Origin of the sequence: Dehalogenimonas formicexedens (assembly GCF_001953175.1) — a bacterium.
Classification (GTDB): Bacteria; Chloroflexota; Dehalococcoidia; order Dehalococcoidales; family Dehalococcoidaceae; genus Dehalogenimonas; species Dehalogenimonas formicexedens.
On the sequence record NZ_CP018258.1, the window covers coordinates 209109 to 233275 of the forward strand.

Genomic DNA, 24167 nt, shown 5'->3' on the forward strand with positions numbered 1-24167 from the left:
AGAATGGGTCTATTTACCGGTGTGTTCGTTTAGCGGTAGCGTAAAGTAAAAAGTGGATCCCTTCCCCAGTTCCGACTCCACCCAGATCTTGCCACCGTGAGCTTCCGTAAGGATACGGCACACCCGAAGTCCCAAGCCCGTCCCCTGGATAGCGCCTTTAACCTCGAAGCCTAGCCTCTGAAAGGGCTGGAATAACCGGTTCATGTTCTCCTCCGAGATACCGATGCCTTGATCGGATACACCGATGCGGAGGAAATTGTCCTGGATATCAGCAAAGACCCTGACCTCCCCTCCTGCAGGGGAGTATTTGATGGCGTTTTCCACCAGGTTGTTGATGATACGCTCGAGCCGGAGAGTGTCCGCCTGGATTTTGGGCAGCCTCTCGGGAAAATCGCACTTCAGGACATGCAGGTCGGACTTTCTTTTTAACGATACTGTCACCTTACAGGCGACATCGCCGGCATCGATCAGCTTTTTACGAAGTTCCAACCGGCGGTTCTGGTGGCGCGAAAGCTCCAACAGGTTGTCCACGATGCTCGCCAGTATATCGGCGTGGTTTACCGCGTCAAGGTACAGGTCTGCCTTCACTTTTTCCGAAATTCCCGGCATCGTGGCGGTGGACAAGGCGCCTATAACCACTGTGATCGGCGTCTTGAGTTCATGGGAAATCATACCTATGAACTCATCCTTGATCCTTTCTGCCTTTTTGTGTTCGGTAATATCCACCAGCGCATGAATGGCTCCTCTCGGATTGCCGTGTTCGTCGAAAATCGGGCTGCCATATCCCAGCAGTTGCAGCTCAGTTCCGTCGTTGAAAGCCAGGGTAAATTCGAAATCCCGGACGGTTTCACCCCGTGCGGCGCGTTGCGCTGGAAGTTCGTCCAACCCCAACTCTCTTCCGTCTTTAAGCGCTTTATAGTGCCGGGGTTTCGTCTTTTCAGGGGCAGAAAGGGAGATCTCGCTTTCCCGCGGCACGTTCAATAATTCATTGGCGGTCCGGTTGCCGGTCATATGCTTTGCTTCCCGATCATGAACAATGATGATTGGAAGCGGTACAACGTCGATCATGGTTGCCAGTTCTTCCGCCCGTCGGCGTTCGCGAGCCTGGCTCTGGAGCAACTGCTCTTCTGCTGCTCTTCGTTCCGTCGTATCGCGCAGGATTCCTTGAAGGCGGCCGTCGGGTAACTGTCGTCCTACGAGTTCTCCGGTGAATGTTGTTCCATCCTTACGGCGGAACCGCCATTCGTTTCTCAATATCGATCCGCCGGCAAGCGAAGATAATTGGTAAGGAAGGCGCTGAACTTCGTCAGGCGCAAGTAAGTCTACCAGAGTCAGACTGCAGAGTTCTTCAGGACTGTAACCGAACATGGCGGCGCCTGCGGTATTGACGTCGATGTAATGCCCCTGGGCATCAGCGACGAAAATACCATCTACTGTCTGTTCGACTAGATTGCGGTAACGGATTTCACTTTGTTGCAATGCTTGTTCTGATTGCTTACGCTGGGTGAAATCGCTGAAGATTACGGCAAAATGGTTCAGTTCAGGAGAATACGCATAGACCTCGTACCATTTTCCCAGTGGACCTGAAAAATTTTCAAAACGGGCCGGTTGACCGGTCAAAGCCACTTTGCCATACGTGTCTATCCAGAAATCTTCGATATCCGGCATAACCTCACGTATGGTTCGTCCCATGATTTGCGATGGGGTTAAACCGGTTAAGCGGGCAAAAGCTTCATTGACCTCAAGGAAACGGTAATCGGAGGGCTTGCCGGTGGGATCAAGGATGATTTCATGGAGTGCAAAACCTTCAGACATGCTCCGGAAAAGACCTCGGTATTTCTCCTCGCTCTGTCTCAGGATATCCTGTACCTGTCGGAATTCTGTGGAATCGAAGTAATAACAGATCACCCCGTATTGGCCGTCGGCTAGGGAGATGCGGTGCAGCTCCCATTCATAGGATTCTACGACTTCGACATCGTTGCGCATTTGAGAGAAACGGGGTGCAAAGTATGTTTCACCGGTTTCAAGAGTATTACGGAAATGGCTGATTATTTCCGCGGCGACCCGTTCTGGCCAAAGTGTCCGCATTGCGTCGTTGAAATCGTGTCCAATTACGGGGCGGACGTTTTTAAAGGCCCTATTTTGAGCGCTCTGGTTCATTTGGGCGATATGGAATTGGGAATCAACGACATAGACGCCAAAGGGTGCGCCGTCTATGAGATTAACGAAAACGTCTTGATTTTTCCTCAGTGCTTCTTCGGCTCTGATTCGAACTGACGCCGCCGAAATAGTGTCCAAAGCATATGACAGGTCTGCCGACAGCGATTCGAAAAGCTCGGTTGCTTCGGGATCGAAGGCATCGGGTTCGGAGGCGTAAACCGTCAGCACAGCGATTGGATTGCCGTCGAGGCGCAGCGGGAACGCGGCCGAGGAGCGCAAGCCGTATTTTTGGGCTTTAGCACGCCACAACGACATCGCCGGGTTGGAATCGAAATTGACATTGACCACCGGGTGGTTTTCCCGGATTGAGGTCCCGGTCGGTCCTTTGCCCAGCGCACCGTGAACCTCGACACGTATATCATTCAGATATTCTCTCGCTGATCCTGATAACGACACCGGGATTATTTTTTCTTCAATCACCGCGCCGATCCAAACCAGCGGGTAATGACCATCCTCGTTGACGATACGGCAGACTTCATCGAACAAAACTTGCTTGTCGGAGGTCCGCACGATCGTTTCGTTGACCTTGCTCAAGATGGAGTGAATTTCGGTGAGGCGCCTGATCCTGGCCTCTGCTCGTTTGCGTTCTGTAATTTCGCGCGCGTAGAGGTTGACATAGCCTTCTTCCACCATCGGGGCAAGGACGAAGTCATAGACGTGGCCGCCGCACTCAAATTCAATTTGTTTATGCGTTCCGGCTCCCAGGGTTTCCGCAATAATTGCACTGATTTCACCGGATAGGGGCTCTCCCCTCGATACTCCCCAATAACTCAAGATATATGAACTGGCTGAATTGGCATACTCGAGTATCCCGTCCGCAGTGACCCGCATTACCGGGTTGGGGTTTTCCATGGGGAAACGGGACAGTGCGATTATTTCCGATTCAGCCGCCTGGTGTTCCTGTATCTCTTTAGTTAACTTTACATTGAGTTCTTCAGCCTGCCGGCGGGCATCAATGGCGTCTTCCATCAGGTTGAGCGCGGCGCGCCGGGCATCTTTCAGCGCGACGGTGGCAGATTCCTGTTCCGCCAGCTTGCGGCGCTGGATTTCCCATTTGGTAACGTCCTCCACCCGGTGCATGATGGCGGCAACTTCTCCGTCAGCCCCGATAATCGGGGAATTGGTTGTGTCCCAGTAACGGTTTTCAAGCTGACCTTTACCGTCCGTCAGGACATGTTCGGTAATTCCGAGTGAATCCAGTAACCGGAGGCCGATTACCCTCTGAAAAGATGCCGTTAAATTATTACCCGGACCACTGGGGAAAACCTCGAAGAAGCCTTTGCCAACGATTTCTTCACGTTTAGCCTGGGTGGCTGCCAGGAATTTATCAGTGACCGCCAGGATCGTGAACTTGGGGTCATCCGGCGCCAGCACCAAAAACCGGCCCGGCGCGGTATTGAATAACGTTTGGAAATCAATACCTGTGCTCATTTTTCATTCCCTTCGGGATCGAGCGTGTACTTCGGCGGCTGACCGGTGGCAACGTAATACCGGTTGATCTCCTTTTTGAGATCGACCATCTTGAGTTCGCGGCCGACAGCGGCTCGATTGATCCTCTCCAGGTCGGCGTAGCTTTCGCGCAGAGATTCCTCAGCTTTTTTACGTTCGGTAACGTCGATCGTCATGTTCAACCAGTAGTCCTTGCCCTTGAAAGTGACTTTTTCTACGCTCGTGGATACGATGCATTGCTCGCCTGATTTGGTGAAAATGGTGGACTCTGCGAAATGCACCGATCCCCTGGCCTGGAGTTCAGCTACGATACGGTTGCGGCTCTCGGCGTCGCGGAAAATATTGAGCTGGGCACTGTTTTTACCGATGATCTCGTCACGGCTGAAACCGGTCATATTGCAGAAAGCTTCGTTGACGTCCTCGTAAATGCCCTCCGGTATAGAGGACAGCGCCACGGCGTAGGGGGCCTTTTCAAACAGGTTGCGGAAGCGTTCCTCGGAAGCTCTGAGTTCCGTTTCTGCTTTCTTTCGTTCCGAAACATCATGGCCGATAACCAGCGCCGTTCCCGGTTTTTCCTTGGAGAAAGCTACATCGAGTTCTACTTCAGCGAAAGTGCCGTCTTTTCGCCTGAAGCGATAAGACACATTCGTTTCCAGGGATTCTCCGGCGGCCTGACGCCTGATTCGATCACCAAATTTCAGCCGGCTGGCTTCATCGAGGAGCCCCATCGGCCCGATGTCGAACAATTCTTCCTTAGTGTAGCCAGAGACCTCGGACATGGCTTCATTGACGCTGATGAACCTGGGACCGTTAAAATCAATTTCGTAAATCCCTGTCGGGGCGTACTTTATCAAAGCCTGTGCTTTGGCTTCGGATTCCTTCAACGCAATTTCAGCTTTTTTCCGGTCGTGTATTTCCTCTTCAAGCTTTTGAGCGTTTTCCTGCAGTTCATCGTTGGCGGTTCGGAGTTCTTCTTCGGCCGAGGCTCTTTTTACCATCTCTTTTTCAAGATCTGATCTTGATGCCGTGATCGTCCTCAGGCTGGCTGTCATTTTGTTGAAGGAACGTGTCAGGTCACCGATCTCATCATCGAATTTCACTGGCATGACGTAGTCGAGGTTACCGGCTCCCACGAACCTGGCGCCGGCCTGCAACTGTGCGATCGAATACAGGGTACGCCGGTTCACGAGGAAATAATTGGACACGAAATATACGGCTACCAGTCCCAGGATCCCCATGACCAGGAAAAGTTCGCGGTCCTGGATGACGTGAGACCGGTCCTCAAAGCCGTTGGGGAGCCTTGCAGCATCAAAAATGATCGCCTGGGTCGGCACCTGGAGCCTGCTCCAGGCTATTTGTACGAAGGACAAACCCGTGGACGGATCGTTTTGAGGCAAAGATTCAATGGTTGCGCTAATATCCCCAAAAACCGAGTTCAAAGATTTCATATTGGTTCTAATGTCCTGGACCAGGCTGGCCGCAGAGGAATCCGAAGTGTCGATCTGGTCGAGACCGGCGGTTATCTGGTTGAACCGGGTTTCCCATCGGGCTTTCTGCGGCGCTTCGCGGTTTAAAATGTAATCATCGGCCAGGTAGCCAAGTTCGGACGCGCCCTGGGCTACGTCGTTGGCAATCTTTTCCTGCCGGCTCGTTTTGTTGAGTTCCGCCTCGGCAAAGAAGAACGAAACCCCCACGATAACGACCAATGCGCTGAAAAACACCAGGGAGAGTAAAAACTGGGTGCGGATCTTCATGTGAGTATCCAACAACTTAAAGCAAATACCGTGTCAGTCTCAGAAAAGAATGAGCACATATTTATAAGTTCGAAATGATACTACTCCATCGCGGAAGGCGGCACCCGAGATGATAATCCATGATAACATATCTTTCTCTGAACATAATCATACATGACTTTGAGCGTTCATCACCGTTTGGATTTTCCGTGCCTAACAAGTTTTGACAGGCATTCGGAGGTTCCGCTAATCTATGGCCGCCATGGAACGCATTCCGATTCTCGAACTTAAGAATAAAGCCGGCTACGAATTGCCGCCGCTTGTATTTGAGATCGATAAAACACTCATATCCCGCTTCGCCGCCGCTGTCGGTGACGGTTCTCCGAGATGGCAAACCGAAGCTCCCCCATCGTTGATTCCGGCTCTCGGATTCGACCGGGTTTACGAATTGCTGGCATCGTCGGAAGATATCGCCGTGTTGCATGGCGCCACCGAGGTCGAATTCTTCCGGAACGTCTCCCTCGGCGATACGATCAGCATGAAATCAAAGATCGCCTCGGCCAGGGAACGGATTTCGGGCGGCAAGACTACCGTTTTCGTTAACGTCGATGCTTCATACACCAACCAGCTCGATGAGCCGGTGGCAACGTGCCGCCAGACGGCGATTGTGACCTCAAAATGAGCAACACCCCGTTCTTTGAAGACGTTCCCATGGGTGCTGAAATCCCGACACTGGAGAAATTCCCTACTCCGAGGCAATTGGTGATGTACGCCGGGGCTTCCGGCGACTATAATCCCATCCACTACGACCGGGATGCCGCTGCGGCGAAAGGCCTGCCCGGGATCGTCGTCCACGGCCAACTGGTATCTGCCTGCCTGATGCAGATGCTGACCGATTGGCTGGGCACCGCGGGCGTGCTCAGGAAGTACTCCGTGAGCTACAAGGCGATGACTTTTCCCGGAGAAAAGCTCTTACTCAAGGGAACCATCGCCAAGAAATCAGACACCGGTGACGGACTGGTGACTCTTTCAATCTGGGCGGAAAACCCGCGGGGTGAAAAGACGGTGTCCGGAACCGCCGTTGTGCAATTGCCAAGAATGGCCTAGCTTTGGTGCTCTTTCAACCAGTCTTCACGGTTGATTTCCATTCTCAGAAAACGGTGTCCTTCTTCTTCAAAGGTATCGAGCGACCGAAAACCCGCCTTGGCAAATGATTTCTGAGCCCTGACGTTGTCTTCAAGCGTCCGTAGCGTCAGTTTCTTGAGTCCCGTGCAACTGAACACATACTCCACAAAATGCTTCATGGCCGCGGTGCCGTATCCTTTACCCCAGAAGTCCTTGCGGGCGATGTTGATGCCCACTTCCGCTACGGCGCCGCCGTGATTGATGTTGTGGCAGGCGCAATCGCCGATGGAAACCCCGTCCTCCGTCTCGATGGCGAAATGAAGGCGCCCCGGCCAGACGTTTTTCAGCACATGGGCATACTCTTCCTTGAATTCGATGAAGGTAACATCGAGGGGTTCTTTGGCGTGGAGGCGGGCAAATTCAGGGTCGGTCTGCCAGTCATAGTCCATCCTGGCGTCGTCAAGGCGTTTCGGCCTCAAGTTGACCCGGGGGAGTTCAGCCGGCATAGGTCTCTTCGTCCCAGTCTGCCGGTTCCCCGGCTTCGTCGTGGGCGTGATGCGTAGCCTCGATCTCGCCGGAAAGCAGGCGAGAGGTTTCCGACAGGTCTTCCAGCGATTCGGACGCCATCTCGCGAACGGCTTCGTCTTCGCTGCGGGTGAGTTCCTCGAGTTGCCGCTTGGCGTCGCGGCCGCCGACTTTCCCCAGGGCGGCGATGGCTGCCATCCGGACCTCGGCGTCATCGTCTTCAGTGAGGCGGATCAGTTGAGGCACGCCCCGCTCGTCTTCATACTCCCCGAGAGCCACGGCCGCCTCGTAACGGAGTTCCGGGAGCTCGCTGACCGTCTCGTCGAGGAGGGTCTCCAGCCATGACGGGTCGAGGTTGCGCCCCGCCGCGAACAAAGCCGATGCCCGGAGGCCGGGATCATCGGAATCATAGGCGTCGGTGATGGCTTCACGGACCTCGGGACGTGAGAGGTAGGCGGCGGCTTCGAGGGCGCGGCGCCTGACGTCGATATTTTCGGCAGGGTCCTCGAACACGGAAAGCAACGACTTGGAAAGGGTCTCGGCGGTTTCCGGGCTCAGCTTTCCGTACTCGGTAAGCATGGAGAACCGCCCCAGCGCCTCGGCGGCGGCAGCGCGGACACCCTGGTCCGGATCGGACTGCATCATGGGCAGGAGTTTACGGATGAGGGAAGGGTCTTCGTTTTCCCATAGCCCCTGGATGGCGGCTGTCCTGACCGCGGGAGCCTCGTCAGCGAGCATGATGCGATAAAGCGGACAGAAATCCAGATTGGCATCGTCTTCGGCCAGTTCCACCATCCGTCCCAGCAGGTGTGCCTTGCGCTCCGCCGGCACCTCCGGCCAGTAACGCCTGAAAAACACCCTTTCTTCCTGCTCGGGCAGGGATAGCGCGGCGATCTCGGAACTGGTCAGTTTCTCGTCTGTTTCAACGAGCTTTTTGACCACGCTCTCGAAAGACGGTTCCTCGCCGTCAGTTCGGTGAATTTTGGTTGTCATCTTCTTCTTCCTCTTCCTCGTTGCCGCCGCGTTCCCAAATGGGCTCGGTGAAATAGTCGATATAGTCGCCCATGGCTTCGGCGGCCATTTCCTTGAGGCGGCCGGCGGCTTCGGTAGCCTGTTCCCGGAGTTCGGCGAGGTCAACCTCGACGTCCAGGATCTTGAGCATTGTTTCGGCGATCGACAGCGCGGCGATGGGGTTGGGAAAGCGCGAGGCATACTGCGGGACTTCGCCGAGGAGACAAATGGCATCGATCTGCCGCTCTTTGGCGACACCCAGAAGCAAGCCGTTAAGTCCTGAGATCTGCAAGTCGCCACCCATGACCAAACCCCGGGCTTTGAGATCGGCAAGGAGCGGTTCCCGGGTGGCGGCGCCCCAGACCTTGGGCTGCTCGGAGTGGTGGATGCGGGTCAGCGCTGCGGCGCAGGTGTAGAGCTTTTTGACGCCGAAACGCTCGGCGACATCGATGACGGTATGGGCCATCTCATAGGTCTTGGCGGCCGGCTGATCATCGCCGATGAAGATGATCAGGTCCTTCTTGCCCGGGGTGTTCTTCCAGTAGAAGAAGCGGCTCTCCGGGAATTGGGGCGATTCGACGACGTTGTCCCTGACCAGCACGCCGATAGGATCGAAGAAGTAGGGCGCGACCACCTCGGCCAGCGGTTTGGGATTGAGTTTATGGGCCAGGTAGCTGCCGGCGATCATGGCCACGTTGGCGATGCCGGGCCAGGCGGCGATCATGTTGGGTTCGTGGAGCTTGGGGCGGGCGTGGATCTTTACCAGGCTTCTCAAATCAGGTGTCCTCTATAATAAAATACTACCGATAATACCAATAATCCAATGCCGCCCCACCCCACCCCTGGGGCGGGCGGGTTAAAAACCCGCCCCTACCGGTTTTTATTTGGCGGCGACAGGTACGGACGGGCAGAAGATAGAAGGGGTGAAGACGCCGCCCTGCCAGCGGGCGTCGGAGGCGAGGGTGATATTCGACAAAAGCTTGTAAACGTTGCCCGCCACCACGGTGTCCTTCACCCGGCCGACGATCCTGCCGTTTTCGACCTTGTAGCCCAAGAGGACGTTGCCGGAGAAATCGCCGCCCAGGACGTTGCCCTGTTCGGCGCCCATGAGGTATTCGACGACCAGGCCCTCTTTGATATCTGCAAGCAGAGAATCAAAGGAAACAATTCCCGGATCTACGACCAGGGCGTTGATCGAAGGCGAAGGAGCGCCGCCCCGCCCCCGGCTGCCGTTGCCGGTGCTCTTTTTGCCCGCCTTGGCGGCGGTTTTCAGGTCGTAATAGAAATTGGCGACGCGGCCGTTCTCGATAAGCGGGGTGCGCCGGCTCGGTACCCCTTCGTCGTCAGAGGGGTGGGAGGTGGGGCGCATCGGAATCGTCGCGTCGTCGTAGATCGACAATTTCTCGTCGAAGGCAATCTCGCCAAGCCGTTTGGCTAAAGGAGACGCTCCTTCAAGTACGACCTTGCCGTTGAAGGCGCTGGCCAGGGCGGGGATGAAAGCGCTGGCCACTCCCGACGGAGTGAAGATAACCGGCAGGTCGCCGGAGCGGACGGTCACGTTTTTGCCGGCCCTTTCGAGCTGGGTCAGCGTGTTTTGGATAACCTCGTCGGGATTGTCGATGACCCTGGAATCATCCAGGTCGTCGCCCACAAATAGCATGTCGGTGCCCCGGACGCGGGTGCCCTGGATGCCAAACCCCATGACCGTCTTGCGGTAGCGGGTATCGACGCCGCGTGAGTTCATCACCCGCACCGAGACCTGGGCCGTCTCGACGCCGCCGTCGCACAGCACGTCGGGGTGCTTCTCGAGGATGGCCGCGATCATTTTCTCGCCGAGTTCCACCATTTTTGATGTCGGCACCTTGAGCACAGCCTCGTCGAAGGTGTTGACTTCAGGATACGTGACCGGGGCGGGCAGTTCGAAATCCACCGCCTGGCCGAATTTCGAAGTTTCGACAGCCATCTCAAGGAGTTTGTCGTTGTCATCGGGGCGGGTCGAAACGGCAAAACCCAGCCTGCCGTCCTTGATGATGCGCAGGGCGGCGCTGGAACTCTGGCGGGTCTGCAAAGACTTGAGGCGGTTGGCCTCGAAGTGGACCGGCGTTTCCTCGCTGTCGACGATAAAGACATCCGCCTGCTGGGCGACCTTGGCCGCTTTTTCCAGGAGTTGTTCGAAATTTAGGTTCATGTTTCTCTTCTTTCAAGGTATTGAAGGGCGACGCTTGCGTCGCCCCTACATTCCCCACCCATCGTCTTACCGGCCTCCTACCAGGCATTTCTGGATGCGGATATGCGGTGAGCCGTTGGAGACGGGCAGGGGAGACTGGCCGCCCTTGCCGCAGCCGCCGCCCTGGTTCATGTCCAGGTCGTTGCCGATGGCGTCGATGCGTTTAAGCGTCTCGAAGACGTTGCCGGACAGGACGACCGGCCTGAGAAGCTCCTCGACCTTGCCATTCCTAATCATGAACGCCTCGCCGGCGGAGAAGGTGAACATCTCCATCGAGGTGGTGCCGCCATACCAGTTGCGGGCGTAGATACCTTCTTTGATATCGGCGATCATAGAATCGAAGGACACGTCCCGGGGCTCGATGAAGGTGTTGGCCATGCGCACGATGGGCGGGTGGCGGAAAGAGATGGCCCGGGCATTGCCGGACGGCTTTTCGCCCATTTTGGCGGCGGTCTCGCGGGAATGAAGGCGCCCGGTGAGCCTGCCCTCCCGGATCAGATGCACCCTTTGAGCCGGCGTGCCCTCGTCATCGTAGGCGTAGGTGCCGCGCAGGTTGTCTATCGTGGCATCGTCGATGATGTTCAAGTGCGGACCGCCGAACTCGCGCCCCAGGACCATGACCTCTTTGAGCTGCGGGTTCTCGTAGATGTGGTCGGCCTCGGACAGGTGGCCGAAAGCCTCGTGGACGAAGACGCCGGCCAGCACCGGATCGAGGACGACGGTGTACTCTCCCCCCTTGGCCTGAGGCGCCTTGAGCAAGCCTACGGCGCGCTCGGCGGTCTCGGTGACCTTTCCATGAAGGTTTTTGATCTCGTTGAAATCGCCACGCGAACCCATCGAGATGCCTGACTGCTGGACCTCGCCGTTGCCGGCGGCGACGGCGTTCACGCGGAGGGTGACATCAGCCCGTTCCTGCTTGATGAGCGACCCGTCCGAATTGACCAGGATGTACCGCCGGACGGAATCGCCGTAGCCGATTGTCGTCGTCTGAAGGCTGGAAACAGCCCAGAGAGCCTGGTTGTACTCGTCGAGGATGGCTTTTTTATCCGAGAGGCTCACCCGCCGGGGGTCGTGTTTGGCATCGATATTGACTTCGGCGGAAGCTTTGGCGACGGGGGCAAACTCGCTCTTGCCCTTGCCAGCCAGCCGGGCCTGCGTCACCGCCTGCTCGATGCGCTTCTCGATTTTCTCCAGGGAGTTGAAAGTGACGAAACCCCAGCCGCCATTGACCAGGGCGCGCACGTTGCCGCCGGCATCCCGGCTGCGGGTGGCGGTCTCCAGTTCGCGGCCGCGGTAACTGATGGCGGAAGCCTCGGCTTCTTCGAGATGGACCTCTATGTGGTCGGCGCGGTAGGCCTTCAACTTGCCGGAGAGGTGTTCGGCGATGGCGTCAATGTTCGGCATATTCATTCCTTAATGGGGATACTTAAAGTGTAGAGCGGCGTTGGCGGAGTGTCAATCAACGCTGTTTTCAGTTGACAGTTAACGCTTATCAGTTTGTGGTAATTCCTACACAACGTAATTGAGAAATTTGTTTTTTTTGGACTTTCAAAACTCTTTTTTCTGAAACGAATCATCCGAAATCAGCTTTGGGTCAATCGTATGATTTGTTTTCGAAAACAAATCGTCCACGAACGTAGACGAATCACTCATTCTCCGGGCCGTATGCCGAACAAAGGCGAGAGGACAGCTGTAGCGGTACAGGTGTGCTAATTTATCCACGCGGGAATTATAGCACGGGTGTTTCTTAGTCTGTCAAGCGTTTCGTGTCGTTTTTGGAGGAATCTTTTTACAGCCATGAAGGCCGACTTTATTCTAAACAATATATTGCGGAACCTGCATTTTACACCTACAATACATTGGAAATTTTGATATATGTCTATCCAGATTTTAGCTACCAAACTGTATGTGCCACGTCCTCCGCCCAAGGTCGTTCTGCGTCCCCACCTTATCGAGCTACTAAACAATGGGCTGCATCGGAAGTTAACCCTTATCTCGGCTCCGGCTGGCTTCGGTAAGACCACGCTGGTCAGCGAATGGGTCTCCGGTTGCGGGCGACCGGTCGCCTGGTTGTCGCTTGACGCAAGGGATAACGATCCAATTTCTTTTCTTTCGTATTTAATCGCGGCTTTACAAACCATTTTCCCAAAGATTGGGGGCCAGTCATTGGTAGCGCTCCAGGCTCCCCAACCACCCTCAATCGAATCGATTCTTACCACCCTCCTCAATGAAATTACCTCTGTTGAAGATAGATTCGTTCTCGTTTTTGATGATTACTACCTTCTTGATTCCAAACCGGTAGATGAGGCAACCAATTTTCTTATCGAACACCTTCCCGCACATATGCACCTCGTCATTGCAAGCCGAGAGGATCCATCGTTACCTCTGGCACGTTTGCGGGTTCGCAACCAGTTAACCGAACTGCGCGCCGGCGACCTGAGGTTTACTCCGGCTGAAGCATCCGAGTTCCTAAACCGAGTTATGGGTTTAAATCTTTCGATTGAAAATATCCAAGCACTCGAAACCCGCACTGAAGGTTGGATTGCTGGTTTGCAGCTTGCGGCCCTTTCGATGCAGGGGCGCACCGACGCCTCCAGCTTTATCCAGTCTTTCACGGGCAGCAACCGTTTCGTTTTGGATTATCTGCTTGAGGAGGTCCTTCAAAAGCAATCTGAATCCATTCAGAGGTTCTTGATGAACACGTCGATATTAGAGCGTTTAAGCGGACCTCTATGCGACGCCGTTAATCCTAATCCGTGTGCCAGCGGGCAATCTACTTTGGAGAATCTCGAACGCGCGAACCTGTTTTTGGTTGCCCTGGATAACGAGCGCCGGTGGTACCGTTATCACCATCTTTTTGCGGAATTGCTACGCCATCGTCTGGAACAGACAAGCCCGACACTGGTGTCAAAATTGCATCTCCAGGCCAGCATATGGTTTGAGAACGAAAATCTGATTGAGGAAGCCGTTTCACATGCCTTCGCTAGCCTTGATTGGGACTACACAGCCGATCTAATCCAACGTTTCGCACAAAGGGTGCACGGGCAGACCAACCTGGTCATTTTGGGTAGGTGGTTGGAGACTTTACCCGAACCAGTCATGAAAGTCAGACCTTGGTTGTACGTGTATCAGGCTCTGGCGTGGCATTGGATCGGGCCGCGCGAGCGAATCGAAGAGCGTCTGCTGCTGGCTGAGCAAGCCCTTCCGAAGTCCAACATGCTTGAAGCTGAGGCAACCCGTCTCGCGGGCTATATTTCTACCATTCGCGCTCATTATGCTCTTACGTTCGGCGATATACCCCGGGTCTTGGCAATGGCGAAGGCGGCAATGCAACAGTTGCCTGAGGGCGACTATATGCGCCGATGGACAGCTATGGCATTGGGTGGAGCGTATTGGGGTGAGGGTAACGTTATTGCTACACAACAGGCGTTTCAGGCAGCTATCCCCATGGCCTTAGACCACAACTTCCCTTTATTGGCCGTTTCCCCGGCCTGCTATGTGGGCATGCAGCTAGTTAAGCAAGGAAAGCTGGGAGAAGCTATCCGCGTATATCACGAAGGTATTGAATATGCTACGTTAGACGGTGGTCAGCAACCACCAATCGCCGGCTTCCCCAAGGTTAAACTTGGTGACGTTTTACGTGAAAAAAACGATCTGGCCGGCGCCGAACATTGGTTGTTGCAGGGTTTGGAGCAATGCCTCCAATTGGGCCATCCCGATCTTCTGGTGGATGCGTACGCAATGTTGATTAGGTTTCAACTAGCGCAGAACAATTGGCGGGACGCAGATGCCTCATTTCAGAGAGCCGAAGAGTTAGCAAGAAAAATGCCGACCGATCCGTTTGTTTGCTGCGAACTGGACGATTGCCGAGTACGATTAAAGCTGGTCCAAAGCCGCTTAGATGACCTGAACCGGTGGGCGGAATCCAGCGGATTGACCGTTGATAGCGAGCTAAGCTATCACTACGATCTGCATCACATCAATCTGGCGCGGGTACTCCTGGCACGCGCCAGGAACGCTTCTTCCAGTGCTGACAAAACTGACAATTTGAGCCAAGCCTCAACTTTGCTTGCCCGCCTGCTCCCGGCTGCCCAAAAAGCCGGTTGGGTTTACGAGGCCATAAAAATCCTGATCCTCCAGGCGTTGGTTTCCGCCGAATCAAAGGACGGCAAAGCGATTGATTCGTTGAGGAGTGCTCTGGAACTCGCGGAAACCGGCGGTTTCATCCGGATTTTTGTGGATGAAGGCCCGCCAATGGCCCGATTATTGTCCGAGGCGGCTGCCCGACGGATGATGCCGGATTATGTTGGAAAGCTGCTGGCCGCATTCGAAGCGGACACGCACAGGGGTGGAGAGAAACACGCTGCATTTACGAACCCGTCTGCCGGTGTCCTGATCGAGCCACTAAGCCAACGCGAATTGGAAATCCTAAGGCTCATGGCGCAGGGTCTTTCAAACAGGGAAATCGGCCAAAGAGCATTCCTCGCCCTCGACACAATCAAAGGTCACAACAGCCGGATTTTCGGCAAACTCCAGGTCCAGAGACGGACCGAAGCCATAGCACGGGCCCGCGAACTGGGTCTCCTTTAATCAGCCCTGATTATTCGGGCATCCGTTAAGTAACGGGTCAAATTATTTCCACCTCCAATTCTGTTCGGGCTCCCTCTTTTCGTTTTTAAAATCAACACCTCCAATCAACACCAAAGTGTCTGTTCCCCAACACCGTCAGGGCAATATTCTTTCTGCGCGATAAGTTGAGCGGAGGAAATATGGCTAAAGAGAAGATGTTTGGAGAAAGGGTGGAAGGTTACGAAGTTCCTGTTCTCAATGAACGTGAAATCAGGGCATCAGCAGGGATTCTTTTTCTGTTCATGTTCATGGCTTTCATGTCGATAGTGTTCGATGAAAATTTTCTCTTGATCAAGTACGTGATCACTGCGTTTGTTGTCGATTTTTCAAGCAGAATCTTTTTCAATCCTAAATTTGCGCCCTCCCTAATAATCGGACGCCTGATCGTTGGGCGGCAAACCCCGGAGTACGTCGGCGCCGCTCAAAAAAAATTTGCCTGGACGATAGGTTGGGTCCTGGCGACGATCATGTTCCTCCTAATGGTGCTAATGAATTCTTACAGCTTCATAACCGGCCTCATCTGCTGGACATGCATGATATTCACTTTTTTCGAATCCGTGTTCGGGATCTGCCTGGGGTGCATGTTTTACGGCAAGTTTAACAAAAAGAAAACCCGTTACTGCCCCGGCGATGTATGCGTCGTAAAAATCAGGCAACCAATACAAAAGACATCATCCGGGCAGGTCGCAATCGTCGTCGGATTCTTCATATTCATGGCTTCTGTCGCAGCACTGTTCAACGGCCACCTCAGCGCAAACCCGACTGATTTATTTGGATCTACTCAAATCTCTGAGATGAGCGAGCCGCGATGAGAGATAACTCGGTCGCGGAAAGTTGGTAGTGAGGAACACGTTGATGACGTACAACAGAAAAGCCCGAAATACTCCGGATCAACCCGTTGTCTATCAAATCAGGGTTAAAGGTCATCTGGGCGCACAATGGGAAGGCTGGTTTCAAGGGTTATCGATTACTCAAGAAGAAAATGGCGACACCTTGTTAACCGGCCTAGTGATCGACCAATCATCTCTCCATGGATTATTGAAAAAAGTACGTGATTTAGGTCTGTCCTTGGTGTCAGTTACTCCAATCGAAAATGGTCACGTGGATCATTCAGACGCAAGAAAATAAATATTTCCAATAAAATTCTGTGGATATCGTTCAAAAGTAAGGAGAAAACAGTGAACAAAAATAAAACAAAAGTAAACAATCCAGAAGATGCGAAGGTAAATGTGAAAGTAATCCTCGCAGGGCTGTGGGCCGCGCATTTCTTACTCTGGACGTTTGGAGACGCCATATCTTTAATGCAGGGAATCTCCAAGCCAGCAGAAGACAATTTATTACTGTTCGTTGCAATACCGACAGCAATTGCCCAGGCTGGTTTAATCTTCCTGTCCCTGACAGGGACAGCAAAGGTGATGCGTTGGGTGAGCATCCTTGCGGCTCTGGTATTTGCAGTATTCAATCTCGGGTTTTTGGTTGATGCTCATACCGGCTGGCAGTATCTCCTAGGGACGGCATATCTACTCTTTAATGCCTTGGTTATCAGGTATGCATGGCAGTGGAAATCAACCGTTGTACCTAATACCCCAGTTGTCGAAATCTAATCCGATCAACTCATCTTTAACAAAAAGGAGATAAAAATGAATAACTTGCAGAAATTCGGCGGTTTCGCGGCTCTGTACATGGCTCTCGCTTACCTGGCCGGAATGATTATCTTTTTTGCCGTCCTGGACTTCCCAAGTATCACGGACGCAGGCCAAAAAGTAGCGTCGCTTGTTGAAAACCAGTGGATCATCTTCTCTACCAATTTGCTGATGTATGTGTTTTTCGGGGTTTTTCTGATCGTCCTGTCATTAGCATTGTACAACCGTTTAAAGTCCGGGGCGCAGTCTCTCATGCAGCTGGCCGCTTCTATCGGGATCATATGGGCCGGTTCACTGATAGCCAGCGGCATGGTTGCGAATGCGGGAATCGACCCGGTGGTGGGGCTTTATGCCACGGATCCAGGTCAAGCCGCCTTAACCTGGCAAGGAATCGAATCAGTTGCAAATGGGTTGGGCAATGGCAACGGCGAAATCCTAGGCGGGCTTTTTACACTGTTGGTCAGCCTGGCGGCGCTGCGCACCGGAGGGTTTCCGAAAGCCTTGAACATTATCGGAATTGTTGTCGGTGCGGTGGGTATCATCTCGGTCGTACCGGGGGCGACCGATTCGATGGTAGGGTTGTTTGGGCTGGGTCAAATAGTATGGTTTGTCTGGCTGGGGATTTTGTTGCTGCGCAATAAAATGAGCCAGAAACCGGTAGCCTCGAATGAAATTTATGAAGCATAAATTAAAAAGGAGAGCAAAATGAAAATCTGTATCATCGGCGCATCCGGAAAACTTGGCAGATATATGGTGCAACATGCATTAGCCCGTGGTTATGAGGTGGTAGGAGTCTGCCGGGAGGGCAGCGTCAGTAAACTAGCTGAGTTCGCGGGGCGAATTACCGTCATCCCCGGCAAAACCAACGACCGCGAGGTGATCAAGAAGGCCGTTGCTAACTGCGGTGGTGTACTCACTGTGTTAGTCCCCTGGGGTAAACAACACTACTCGTCAGGAACCGCACAGGCTGTCCTTGATTGTGCTGATCCTGAGGCTCGTCTGATATTTTCGTGCGGCTGGCATATTACGCGCGATGGCAAGGACGTATACCCACCCTCGATAAAACGGGAGGAAAAGATCACTAGGGCGATCATGCGAATCATCCCCATCGCCGATATCGATGATCAGATTGAAGCCTGTCGACGGATTTTTGCCAGTAATACCCGCTGGACCGTCGTTCGCGGCAGCGATCTGGAAGAGGGTGAAAGCCAAGGCCTTCCCGTGTGGAGCCGCCACGTGGGCGATCCGATCCTTCAGAGCAATATGACCCGCCGCGTGGATTTTGCCCTGTTCATGGTGGCAGCCCTGGAGAACGACGAACTCATTCACGAAGCGCCGGCCATAGTGGGATGCCGGGCACCATCAGCCCTTCGCACACCCGTCGCCAGGGAGTTCCAGCGTGATCCTAACGCCAGGTTGTTTCATAGAGCAAGTCTAATTGAAATGAATAAAAGAGGAGAAAATCAATGAACACATATCGGAAAACCGCGATCACAGCAGGCATATTGTTCATACTCTGTACCGCTACCAGCATCATTGGTCCGTCACTCGTCAATTCGGTTCTCAGCGCCCCCGACTATCTCAACCAACTGGCTGGAATTCCCGGTCAGACGACCGCCGCAGCCATTATCGAGTTTTTGTGGGCAGCCACGGGCGCGGGAATCGCCATCGTGCTATATCCTCTTTTGAAAAGATACAACAGGGCTTCGGCAATCAGCGCGGTGGTGTTCCGGGTTATCGAAGGTGTGTTCGTTCTCGTGGGCACCTTCGGTCTTCTGTCGCTATTCAATTTGAGCCATGAATTTGTAAGCACTAATGCTGCATCTGCATCCTCTTATCAAGCGTCCGGCAGTGCGTTGCTTGATCTGCGTGAGTGGGCACACGGTAGCTTTGTATTGATCTCTTTCTCCCTTGGATCGATGTTCTACTCTACGGTTCTTTACCGTTCCCGGCTCATTCCACGCTGGCTATCGGGCTGGGGCATTGTGGGAGCTGTGTTGTGCCTGGGGGCGACCTTATACAGTACCTTCAATTCCGATTTCGGCTTTAGCGCCGTCAACACAGCTTTCAATGCCCCTATTGGTTTACAGGAAATGGTTCTCGCGGTCTGGCTGATGGTCAAGGGATTCAATCAATCGGCAATTGGCTCTGAATCCATAAAAACTAAATTGGATGAGAAAGCATTGGCTTATTCAAAATAGGAGGAATAAACATGAAAGCAATTATAAGCACAAAATACGGGCCGCCCGAAGGTCTCGAGTTTACTGATGTCGCCAAGCCTCTCCCAAAGGACGATGAAGTCTTGATCAAGGTTCATGCCGCGTCGATAAATGCGTATGACTGGCACCTACTGACGGCTGACTTCTTCCTGGTGCGATTGATGGGCGGAGGATTTTTCAGACCGAAAAACCCAAGACCCGGAGAGGATGTTGCCGGGACCATCGAATCGGTTGGGAAAAACGTGCAGCAATTCAAGCCCGGTGATGAGGTGTTCGGGGACCTGTGCGAATGCGGCTCAGGCGGCTTTGCCGAATACGTCTGCGCGAAAGAAGGCGCACTGGTCTTGAAACCGGCCAACATAAATTTCGAACAAGCGGCGGCAACGCCAATGGCGGCGGTCACCGCCCTGCATGGTCTACGTGATTCGGGATGCATTCAGGCCGGTCAGAAGGTTTTGATCAACGGCGCCTCCGGCGGCGTCGGAACCTTCGCGGTGCAGATTGCCAAATCTTTTGGAGCAGAAGTCACGGCAGTGTGCAGCACCAGAAATGTGGAACAAGCCCGCAAACTCGGCGCAGACCACGTAATAGATTACACAAAAGAAGATTTCACGAGAAGCGGGCAAACCTATGACCTCATCTTTGCCGCCAATGGGAATGGCCCGGTTTCAGCTTACAAACGCGCCCTGACTCCCGAGGGGATCTTCGTCGTGGTGGGGGGATCATTATCTCAGATCATGCGGGCAATGATCCTGGGGAAATTCATGTCGCGCAAAACCGGTAAGAAGATAACTGCCCTGACCTCAAGACCCAAACAAAGAGATCTGGCTTTCATAAAGGGACTCCTCGAGAACCGCAACGTTTTCCCCGTGATAGACCGTCGTTACCCGCTGAATAAAATTGGGGAAGCGCTCCGGTATTTAGGCGAGGGGCACGCCAGGGGCAAAATCGTGATCACGATGGGCGCGGCATAACATGGGGGGCGACTAGGTATGGATACAAAAATAATTCTGTCGGTAATCTGGGGTGTCGTTACTTTAATCTTCCTTTACGGTGATGTCATCCGCATCTGCAGCGGCGATTTTACAAGAATGACGGGCACGACGAATTTCGGTCAGTCGGTCTGGCTTGGAATCGCAGTGTTGATGTTGATCCCAATCCTGATGATTTTCTTTACGCTGGTGCTACCTCAACCTGTGAGCCGCTGGGCTAACATAATTGCCGCCGGTTTCTTCTTTGTGTTCAACCTGGTCGGCTTGCCTTCTTACCCATCGTTGTACGATAAATTTCTGCTGGCGGTCAGCATGGTATTCAATCTTGTAACGATCCGTTACGCGTGGAATTGGTCCAGTTAATGCCTTGCGCACGATAAGCTTCAAATCCAAAGGAGATTTATATGAATTCGATCAACGCAACAGCGAGGCTAGCCGGGGTCTTCTATCTCGTTTATATCGTTGCTTCGATAATCGCAAATGCATTCGGCAACTTTGTTTTCGCGGATGCTTCCGCAACGATAAACCAAATAATGGCTCACGAGTCATCGTTCCGAATCGGTCTGGTGACGAGCCTGTTCTCTTTTGTCTTTTTTCTGCTGGCGGCGGGGGCTTTGTACAGTCTTTTGAAACCAGTTAATAAGAATTTGGCTTTGCTCTTCCTACTCTTGAACCTGGGAGGGTTCGCAATATCATGCGTCAGTACGCTTGGCCTCTTTGCCAGCATGACGGTTCTGAACGGCGCCGATTATTCGGGCGCATTCCAACCGGATCAGATCCGGGCACAAGCTACGTTGCTCATCAATCTCTATCATGCGGGCTCAGTCATCGCCAATATACCCTTTGCTGTCTGGCTCCTGCCCCTGGGATATCTGGTATTCAAATCAGGTTTTCTTCCGAAAGCCCTGGGCGTGTTGTTGATCATGGATTTCTTTACCCTTTCGATATCCGTGGTTCAACATTTTCTCCTGCCTGATTACAAGGCACTGGCGTATCCGAGTTGGATTGTCGGCTTTATAGCGGAATTCGGATTGGCTATATGGCTACTTTTTAAAGGGACAGGGCATTACGCCCCGGCATCGGTTCAGGAAGCATCCTAAAGACCTAATTTCTAAAAATGTGTGTGGGCTGTTGTTATCTTAAAAAGAGTCTTTACGATTGGCTGAACGTGTGATGTGACACGCTCTAGACCCTTGACACGGCCTTTACAGATATGATATTATCTCTCTTCGTCAGCAATTGACGTAGCACCTTAACAACTGGATAGCGGAAGGAAAAGCCAATTTTATTGCAGCGTAAATTCGTTTAAATAGCCTGGAGAGTTTGATCCTGGCTCAGGATGAACGCTAGCGGCGCGCCTTATGCATGCAAGTCGTACGGTCCCGCAAGGGACAGTGGCAAACGGGTGAGTAATAGTTAGGTAACCTGCCTTTAAGTGGGGGATAACACTTCGAAAGAAGTGCTAATACCGCATGTGGTGCTCTTTCATAAGAAGGATCACTAAAACCGCAAGGTGCTTGAAGAGGGGCCTGATTCCGATTAGCTAGTTGGTGAGGTAACGGCCCACCAAGGCTGGGATCGGTAGCTGGTCTGAGAGGATGGTCAGCCACACTGGGACTGAGACACGGCCCAGACTCCTACGGGAGGCAGCAGCAAGGAATCTTGGGCAATGGGCGAAAGCCTGACCCAGCGACGCCGCGTGAGGGATGAAGGCCTTCGGGTTGTAAACCTCTTTTCTCAGGGAAGAATAATGACGGTACCTGAGGAATAAGTCTCGGCTAACTACGTGCCAGCAGCCGCGGTAATACGTAGGAGGCGAGCGTTATCCGGATTTATTGGGCGTAAAGTGGGCGTAGGTGGTCTTTCAAGTCGGATGTGAAATCTCCTGGCTTAACTGGGAGGGGTCATCCGATACTGTTGGACTTGAGTACAGCAGGGGAAAATGGAATTCCCGGTGTAGTGGTGAAATGCGTAGATATCGGGAGGAACACCAGAGGCGAAGGCGATTTTCCAGGCTGAAACTGACACTGAGGCCCGAAAGCGTGGGGAGCGAACAGGATTAGATACCCTGGTAGTCCACGCCTTAAACTATGGGTACTAGGTATAGGGAGTATCGACCCTTTCTGTGCCGAAGCTAACGCTTTAAGTACCCCGCCTGGGGAGTACGGTCGCAAGACTAAAACTCAAAGGAATTGACGGGGGCCCGCACAAGCAGCGGAGCGTGTGGTTTAATTCGATGCTACACGAAGAACCTCACCAGGGCTTGACATGTTAGAAGTAATGAACTGAAAAGGGAATGACCTGTTAAATCAGGAGCTATCACAGGTGCTGCATGGCTGTCGTCAGCTCGTGTCGTGAGATGTATGGTTAAGTCCTGCAACGAGCGCAACCCTTATTGCCAGTTATATTCTCTGGCGATACTGCCTCGCAAAACGGGGAGGAAGGTGGGGATGACGTCAAGTCAGCATGGCCTTTATGCCCTGGGCTACACACACGCTACAATGGACGGTACAATGGGTTGCCACCGGGCGACCGGGAGCTAATCTCCAAAACCGTCCTCAGTTCGGATCGCAGGCTGAAACCCGCCTGCGTGAAGTCGGAGTTGCTAGTAAACGCGTGTCAGCATAGCGCGTTGAATACGTTCTCGGGCCTTGTACACACCGCCCGTCACGTCATGAAAGCTGGTAACACCTGAAGTCGATAGGCTAACCCGCAAGGGGGGCAGTCGCCCAAGGTGGGACTGGTGATTGGGACGAAGTCGTAACAAGGTAGCCGTAGCGGAAGCTGCGGCTGGATCACCTCCTTTCTAGGGAGCCTTTCCCGATTTATCGGGAACACTCCTAGGTCGGTCTCCGGCGCAAGCCGGGGTTTGATTGGCCTATTTTTCCTTCCGCTATCCAGAGGTTAAGGTGAAACTGTTTTAAGAGGATTCTTCCCCGAAGCTTGATTTTAGAATCGGCCGTGGGTTAGAATTAACTTCGCCTTTCAAACCGGGCCATTAGCTCAGCTGGTTAGAGCGCGGTCCTGATAAGACCGAGGTCCTTGGTTCGAGACCAAGATGGCCCATTTAACTTCAACCCCCTGGTTTGTCCAACAGACGGAACCATGATAGTTTGGCCGCCTTCTCCTTGTTAACTGGCCGATAAAAAAGAGGAGAGGGACAAGCCCTCTCCTCTTTAACCCAGCGGTAGTGATTACGCCACCAGTTTACCCTTATCCTGCGGCGCCTGTGAATAAACCGCATCTACTTTGACTGTTCCGACGCCACTAATGGCAACCCCCATGGCATCTTTGAGAGCCTGGGCGAATTTGTCGAACACCGGTCCGGAGGTCAAATACTCCCGGAAGGTCCCTTTGACCTGGTAGGTGGTAAAGGGCGGCGCAACCGGCAGTTTCATTGCTACGATTGCGACCTTCTTGGTCTCCTCGAGGTTCTTGAACGTCCTGGTAGTGCGGCCGTATAGGTCGGCAAAGGCGAGGGTCTCATCGTCGATGGCGGTCATGCTCGTTTTGGGAGTGACATTGAGTTCACCCTCTTGACTTATTGTCGCCACCATCTTGGGTACCCCGGGATCCTGAAAAAGTTCGATAACCTCTTTCGACATCTTAGCCATAGCATTCCTCCTTTAACATTAATCTATTAACGCGATCACAGCAAGAGTCATCGCCGTGAGACCCAGCAGCAGATGAACCCAAAAGAGCTTGGCGGTAATGAACCCCTTCAACGGATTGTGGACTGTTTTGAGAGTGAAGCCGCAGATACCGGCCGCCAGAATGAAGATAAATGCCCAGGTCGCCATGAGTGATCCTCCTTCAGTTTTGCACCATTTTGTCATTTTTAAGAGGGTAATGTCAAGCGGCGGTATGCCAAAAGCGTCCGCCGCTTGATTTTAACGTCACCTGTGGGTTAGAATTACCTTCGTTCATTTCAACCCCGGGCCATTAGCTCAGTTGGTTAGAGCGCGGTCCTGATAAGACCGAGGTCCTTGGTTCGAGACCAAGATGGCCCACCATAGTGTTCGGTAGACAGAACTCTGATCGTTTCCTCTTTCAAAGCCTTCGGCGTTAAGGGAATTGTATACCTTAAAACCGCCTTTTTGTCGATCACCTCTATCTCTTTTACAAACGTCTTTATGAAGGCCTTCCTTTCAGTCAAAGCACCGCTATCCAGTTCAATACGCAGGTCGTTCACGTAAGCATCGATGATCTTTGAATCCGCCAGCTCAATGCGTCTTTCTGAGAGAAGGCCCTCTAACTGCAATTTCCTGTCCCTGAGGCTTTCGATGTGTAATCTTAGATCATGGATTCTCGGGGATAGGTCGCTCAAGTCAATCTTACGTGTCTCGACGGCGTCATAGAGGCTCTCTAACCGGCGGTTGGCATCAAGCATCTCC

21 protein-coding genes, 2 tRNA genes and 1 rRNA gene are annotated in these 24167 nt (G+C 53.2%); 15 read left to right on the plus strand and 9 right to left on the minus strand.

Going from position 1 to position 24167, the window contains the following annotated elements; genetic code table 11:
• Window positions 1-9: 9 nt before the first annotated feature.
• Together Dform_RS01165 and Dform_RS01170 are read right to left on the minus strand one after the other, a co-directional pair.
• Entirely contained in the window at window positions 10-3651 is a 3642-nt protein-coding gene (locus Dform_RS01165) for a PAS domain-containing protein (RefSeq protein ID WP_076003396.1), read from the minus strand.
• A complete protein-coding gene (locus Dform_RS01170; protein ID WP_076003397.1) occupies window positions 3648-5423 on the minus strand; it encodes a PAS domain S-box protein in 1776 nt (591 codons plus the stop codon). Before Dform_RS01170 ends, Dform_RS01165 begins: the two co-directional genes overlap by 4 nt.
• A 232-nt stretch (window positions 5424-5655) precedes the next feature.
• On the opposite strand from Dform_RS01170, the gene Dform_RS01175 reads away from it, so the two are divergent.
• Window positions 5656-6084, plus strand: a complete 429-nt coding sequence (locus tag Dform_RS01175) for an FAS1-like dehydratase domain-containing protein (protein WP_076003398.1) — start codon at window positions 5656-5658, stop codon at window positions 6082-6084.
• Window positions 6051-6509, plus strand: a complete 459-nt coding sequence (locus Dform_RS01180) for a MaoC/PaaZ C-terminal domain-containing protein (protein ID WP_145925486.1) — start codon at window positions 6051-6053, stop codon at window positions 6507-6509. Before Dform_RS01175 ends, Dform_RS01180 begins: the two co-directional genes overlap by 34 nt.
• Here the strand turns inward: Dform_RS01180 and Dform_RS01185 are convergent.
• The 5 genes from Dform_RS01185 to Dform_RS01205 all read right to left on the minus strand — a co-directional run bounded on the left by Dform_RS01185 (window position 6506) and on the right by Dform_RS01205 (window position 11694).
• Complete coding sequence (locus tag Dform_RS01185) at window positions 6506-7033, minus strand: GNAT family N-acetyltransferase (RefSeq protein WP_076003400.1); 528 nt, start codon at window positions 7031-7033, stop codon at window positions 6506-6508. The two genes, Dform_RS01180 and Dform_RS01185, sit on opposite strands and share 4 nt — an antisense overlap.
• On the minus strand, window positions 7023-8045 hold the full coding sequence (locus Dform_RS01190) for a HEAT repeat domain-containing protein (RefSeq protein ID WP_076003401.1): 1023 nt from the start codon (window positions 8043-8045) through the stop codon (window positions 7023-7025). Before Dform_RS01190 ends, Dform_RS01185 begins: the two co-directional genes overlap by 11 nt.
• Window positions 8020-8838 (minus strand): PAC2 family protein, encoded by an 819-nt coding sequence (locus Dform_RS01195; protein ID WP_225973704.1) that lies wholly within the window; start codon window positions 8836-8838, stop codon window positions 8020-8022. Before Dform_RS01195 ends, Dform_RS01190 begins: the two co-directional genes overlap by 26 nt.
• A gap of 105 nt (window positions 8839-8943) precedes the next feature.
• Window positions 8944-10251 carry a TldD/PmbA family protein gene (locus Dform_RS01200; RefSeq protein WP_076003402.1) on the minus strand — a complete coding sequence of 436 codons (1308 nt, stop codon included), beginning with the start codon at window positions 10249-10251 and terminating at the stop codon, window positions 8944-8946.
• A gap of 66 nt (window positions 10252-10317) precedes the next feature.
• A complete protein-coding gene (locus Dform_RS01205) occupies window positions 10318-11694 on the minus strand; it encodes a TldD/PmbA family protein (protein WP_076003403.1) in 1377 nt (458 codons plus the stop codon).
• 471 nt (window positions 11695-12165) lie between these two features.
• On the opposite strand from Dform_RS01205, the gene Dform_RS01210 reads away from it, so the two are divergent.
• The 12 genes from Dform_RS01210 to Dform_RS01265 all read left to right on the plus strand — a co-directional run bounded on the left by Dform_RS01210 (window position 12166) and on the right by Dform_RS01265 (window position 22839).
• Window positions 12166-14880 carry a winged helix-turn-helix domain-containing protein gene (locus Dform_RS01210; protein ID WP_076003404.1) on the plus strand — a complete coding sequence of 905 codons (2715 nt, stop codon included), beginning with the start codon at window positions 12166-12168 and terminating at the stop codon, window positions 14878-14880.
• 179 nt (window positions 14881-15059) lie between these two features.
• Complete coding sequence (locus Dform_RS01215; protein ID WP_076003405.1) at window positions 15060-15731, plus strand: DUF4395 domain-containing protein; 672 nt, start codon at window positions 15060-15062, stop codon at window positions 15729-15731.
• Window positions 15732-15774: 43 nt separating this feature from the next.
• Window positions 15775-16047: a hypothetical protein gene (locus Dform_RS01220; RefSeq protein WP_076005021.1), complete on the plus strand. Its 273-nt coding sequence runs from the start codon at window positions 15775-15777 to the stop codon at window positions 16045-16047.
• Window positions 16048-16097: 50 nt separating this feature from the next.
• Window positions 16098-16523, plus strand: a complete 426-nt coding sequence (locus Dform_RS01225) for a hypothetical protein (protein WP_076003406.1) — start codon at window positions 16098-16100, stop codon at window positions 16521-16523.
• Between the two features lie 36 nt (window positions 16524-16559).
• The gene (locus tag Dform_RS01230; RefSeq protein ID WP_076003407.1) at window positions 16560-17249 is read left to right on the plus strand and encodes a DUF4386 family protein; all 690 of its coding nucleotides are present in this window, start codon (window positions 16560-16562) and stop codon (window positions 17247-17249) included.
• Between the two features lie 18 nt (window positions 17250-17267).
• Window positions 17268-18032: an NAD(P)-dependent oxidoreductase gene (locus Dform_RS01235; RefSeq protein WP_083635302.1), complete on the plus strand. Its 765-nt coding sequence runs from the start codon at window positions 17268-17270 to the stop codon at window positions 18030-18032.
• Complete coding sequence (locus Dform_RS01240; protein ID WP_076003408.1) at window positions 18029-18763, plus strand: DUF4386 domain-containing protein; 735 nt, start codon at window positions 18029-18031, stop codon at window positions 18761-18763. The genes Dform_RS01235 and Dform_RS01240 overlap by 4 nt, the downstream gene beginning before the upstream one ends.
• Window positions 18764-18774: 11 nt before the next feature.
• Window positions 18775-19755, plus strand: coding sequence for an NAD(P)-dependent alcohol dehydrogenase (locus tag Dform_RS01245; protein WP_076003409.1), 981 nt, complete (start codon window positions 18775-18777; stop codon window positions 19753-19755).
• An 18-nt stretch (window positions 19756-19773) separates the two neighbouring features.
• Window positions 19774-20136 carry a hypothetical protein gene (locus tag Dform_RS01250; protein WP_076003410.1) on the plus strand — a complete coding sequence of 121 codons (363 nt, stop codon included), beginning with the start codon at window positions 19774-19776 and terminating at the stop codon, window positions 20134-20136.
• A gap of 41 nt (window positions 20137-20177) precedes the next feature.
• On the plus strand, window positions 20178-20873 hold the full coding sequence (locus Dform_RS01255; RefSeq protein ID WP_076003411.1) for a DUF4386 domain-containing protein: 696 nt from the start codon (window positions 20178-20180) through the stop codon (window positions 20871-20873).
• Between the two features lie 211 nt (window positions 20874-21084).
• Window positions 21085-22579 (plus strand): 16S ribosomal RNA (locus tag Dform_RS01260).
• Between the two features lie 186 nt (window positions 22580-22765).
• A tRNA-Ile gene (locus Dform_RS01265) sits at window positions 22766-22839 on the plus strand.
• A 128-nt stretch (window positions 22840-22967) separates the two neighbouring features.
• On the opposite strand, the gene Dform_RS01270 is transcribed toward Dform_RS01265, so the two are convergent.
• Entirely contained in the window at window positions 22968-23387 is a 420-nt protein-coding gene (locus tag Dform_RS01270) for a pyridoxamine 5'-phosphate oxidase family protein (RefSeq protein ID WP_076003412.1), read from the minus strand.
• Window positions 23388-23405: 18 nt separating this feature from the next.
• Window positions 23406-23573 carry a hypothetical protein gene (locus tag Dform_RS11435; RefSeq protein WP_192846592.1) on the minus strand — a complete coding sequence of 56 codons (168 nt, stop codon included), beginning with the start codon at window positions 23571-23573 and terminating at the stop codon, window positions 23406-23408.
• Between the two features lie 136 nt (window positions 23574-23709).
• On the opposite strand from Dform_RS11435, the gene Dform_RS01275 reads away from it, so the two are divergent.
• Window positions 23710-23786 (plus strand) — tRNA-Ile (locus tag Dform_RS01275).
• Window positions 23787-24167: the final 381 nt, after the last annotated feature.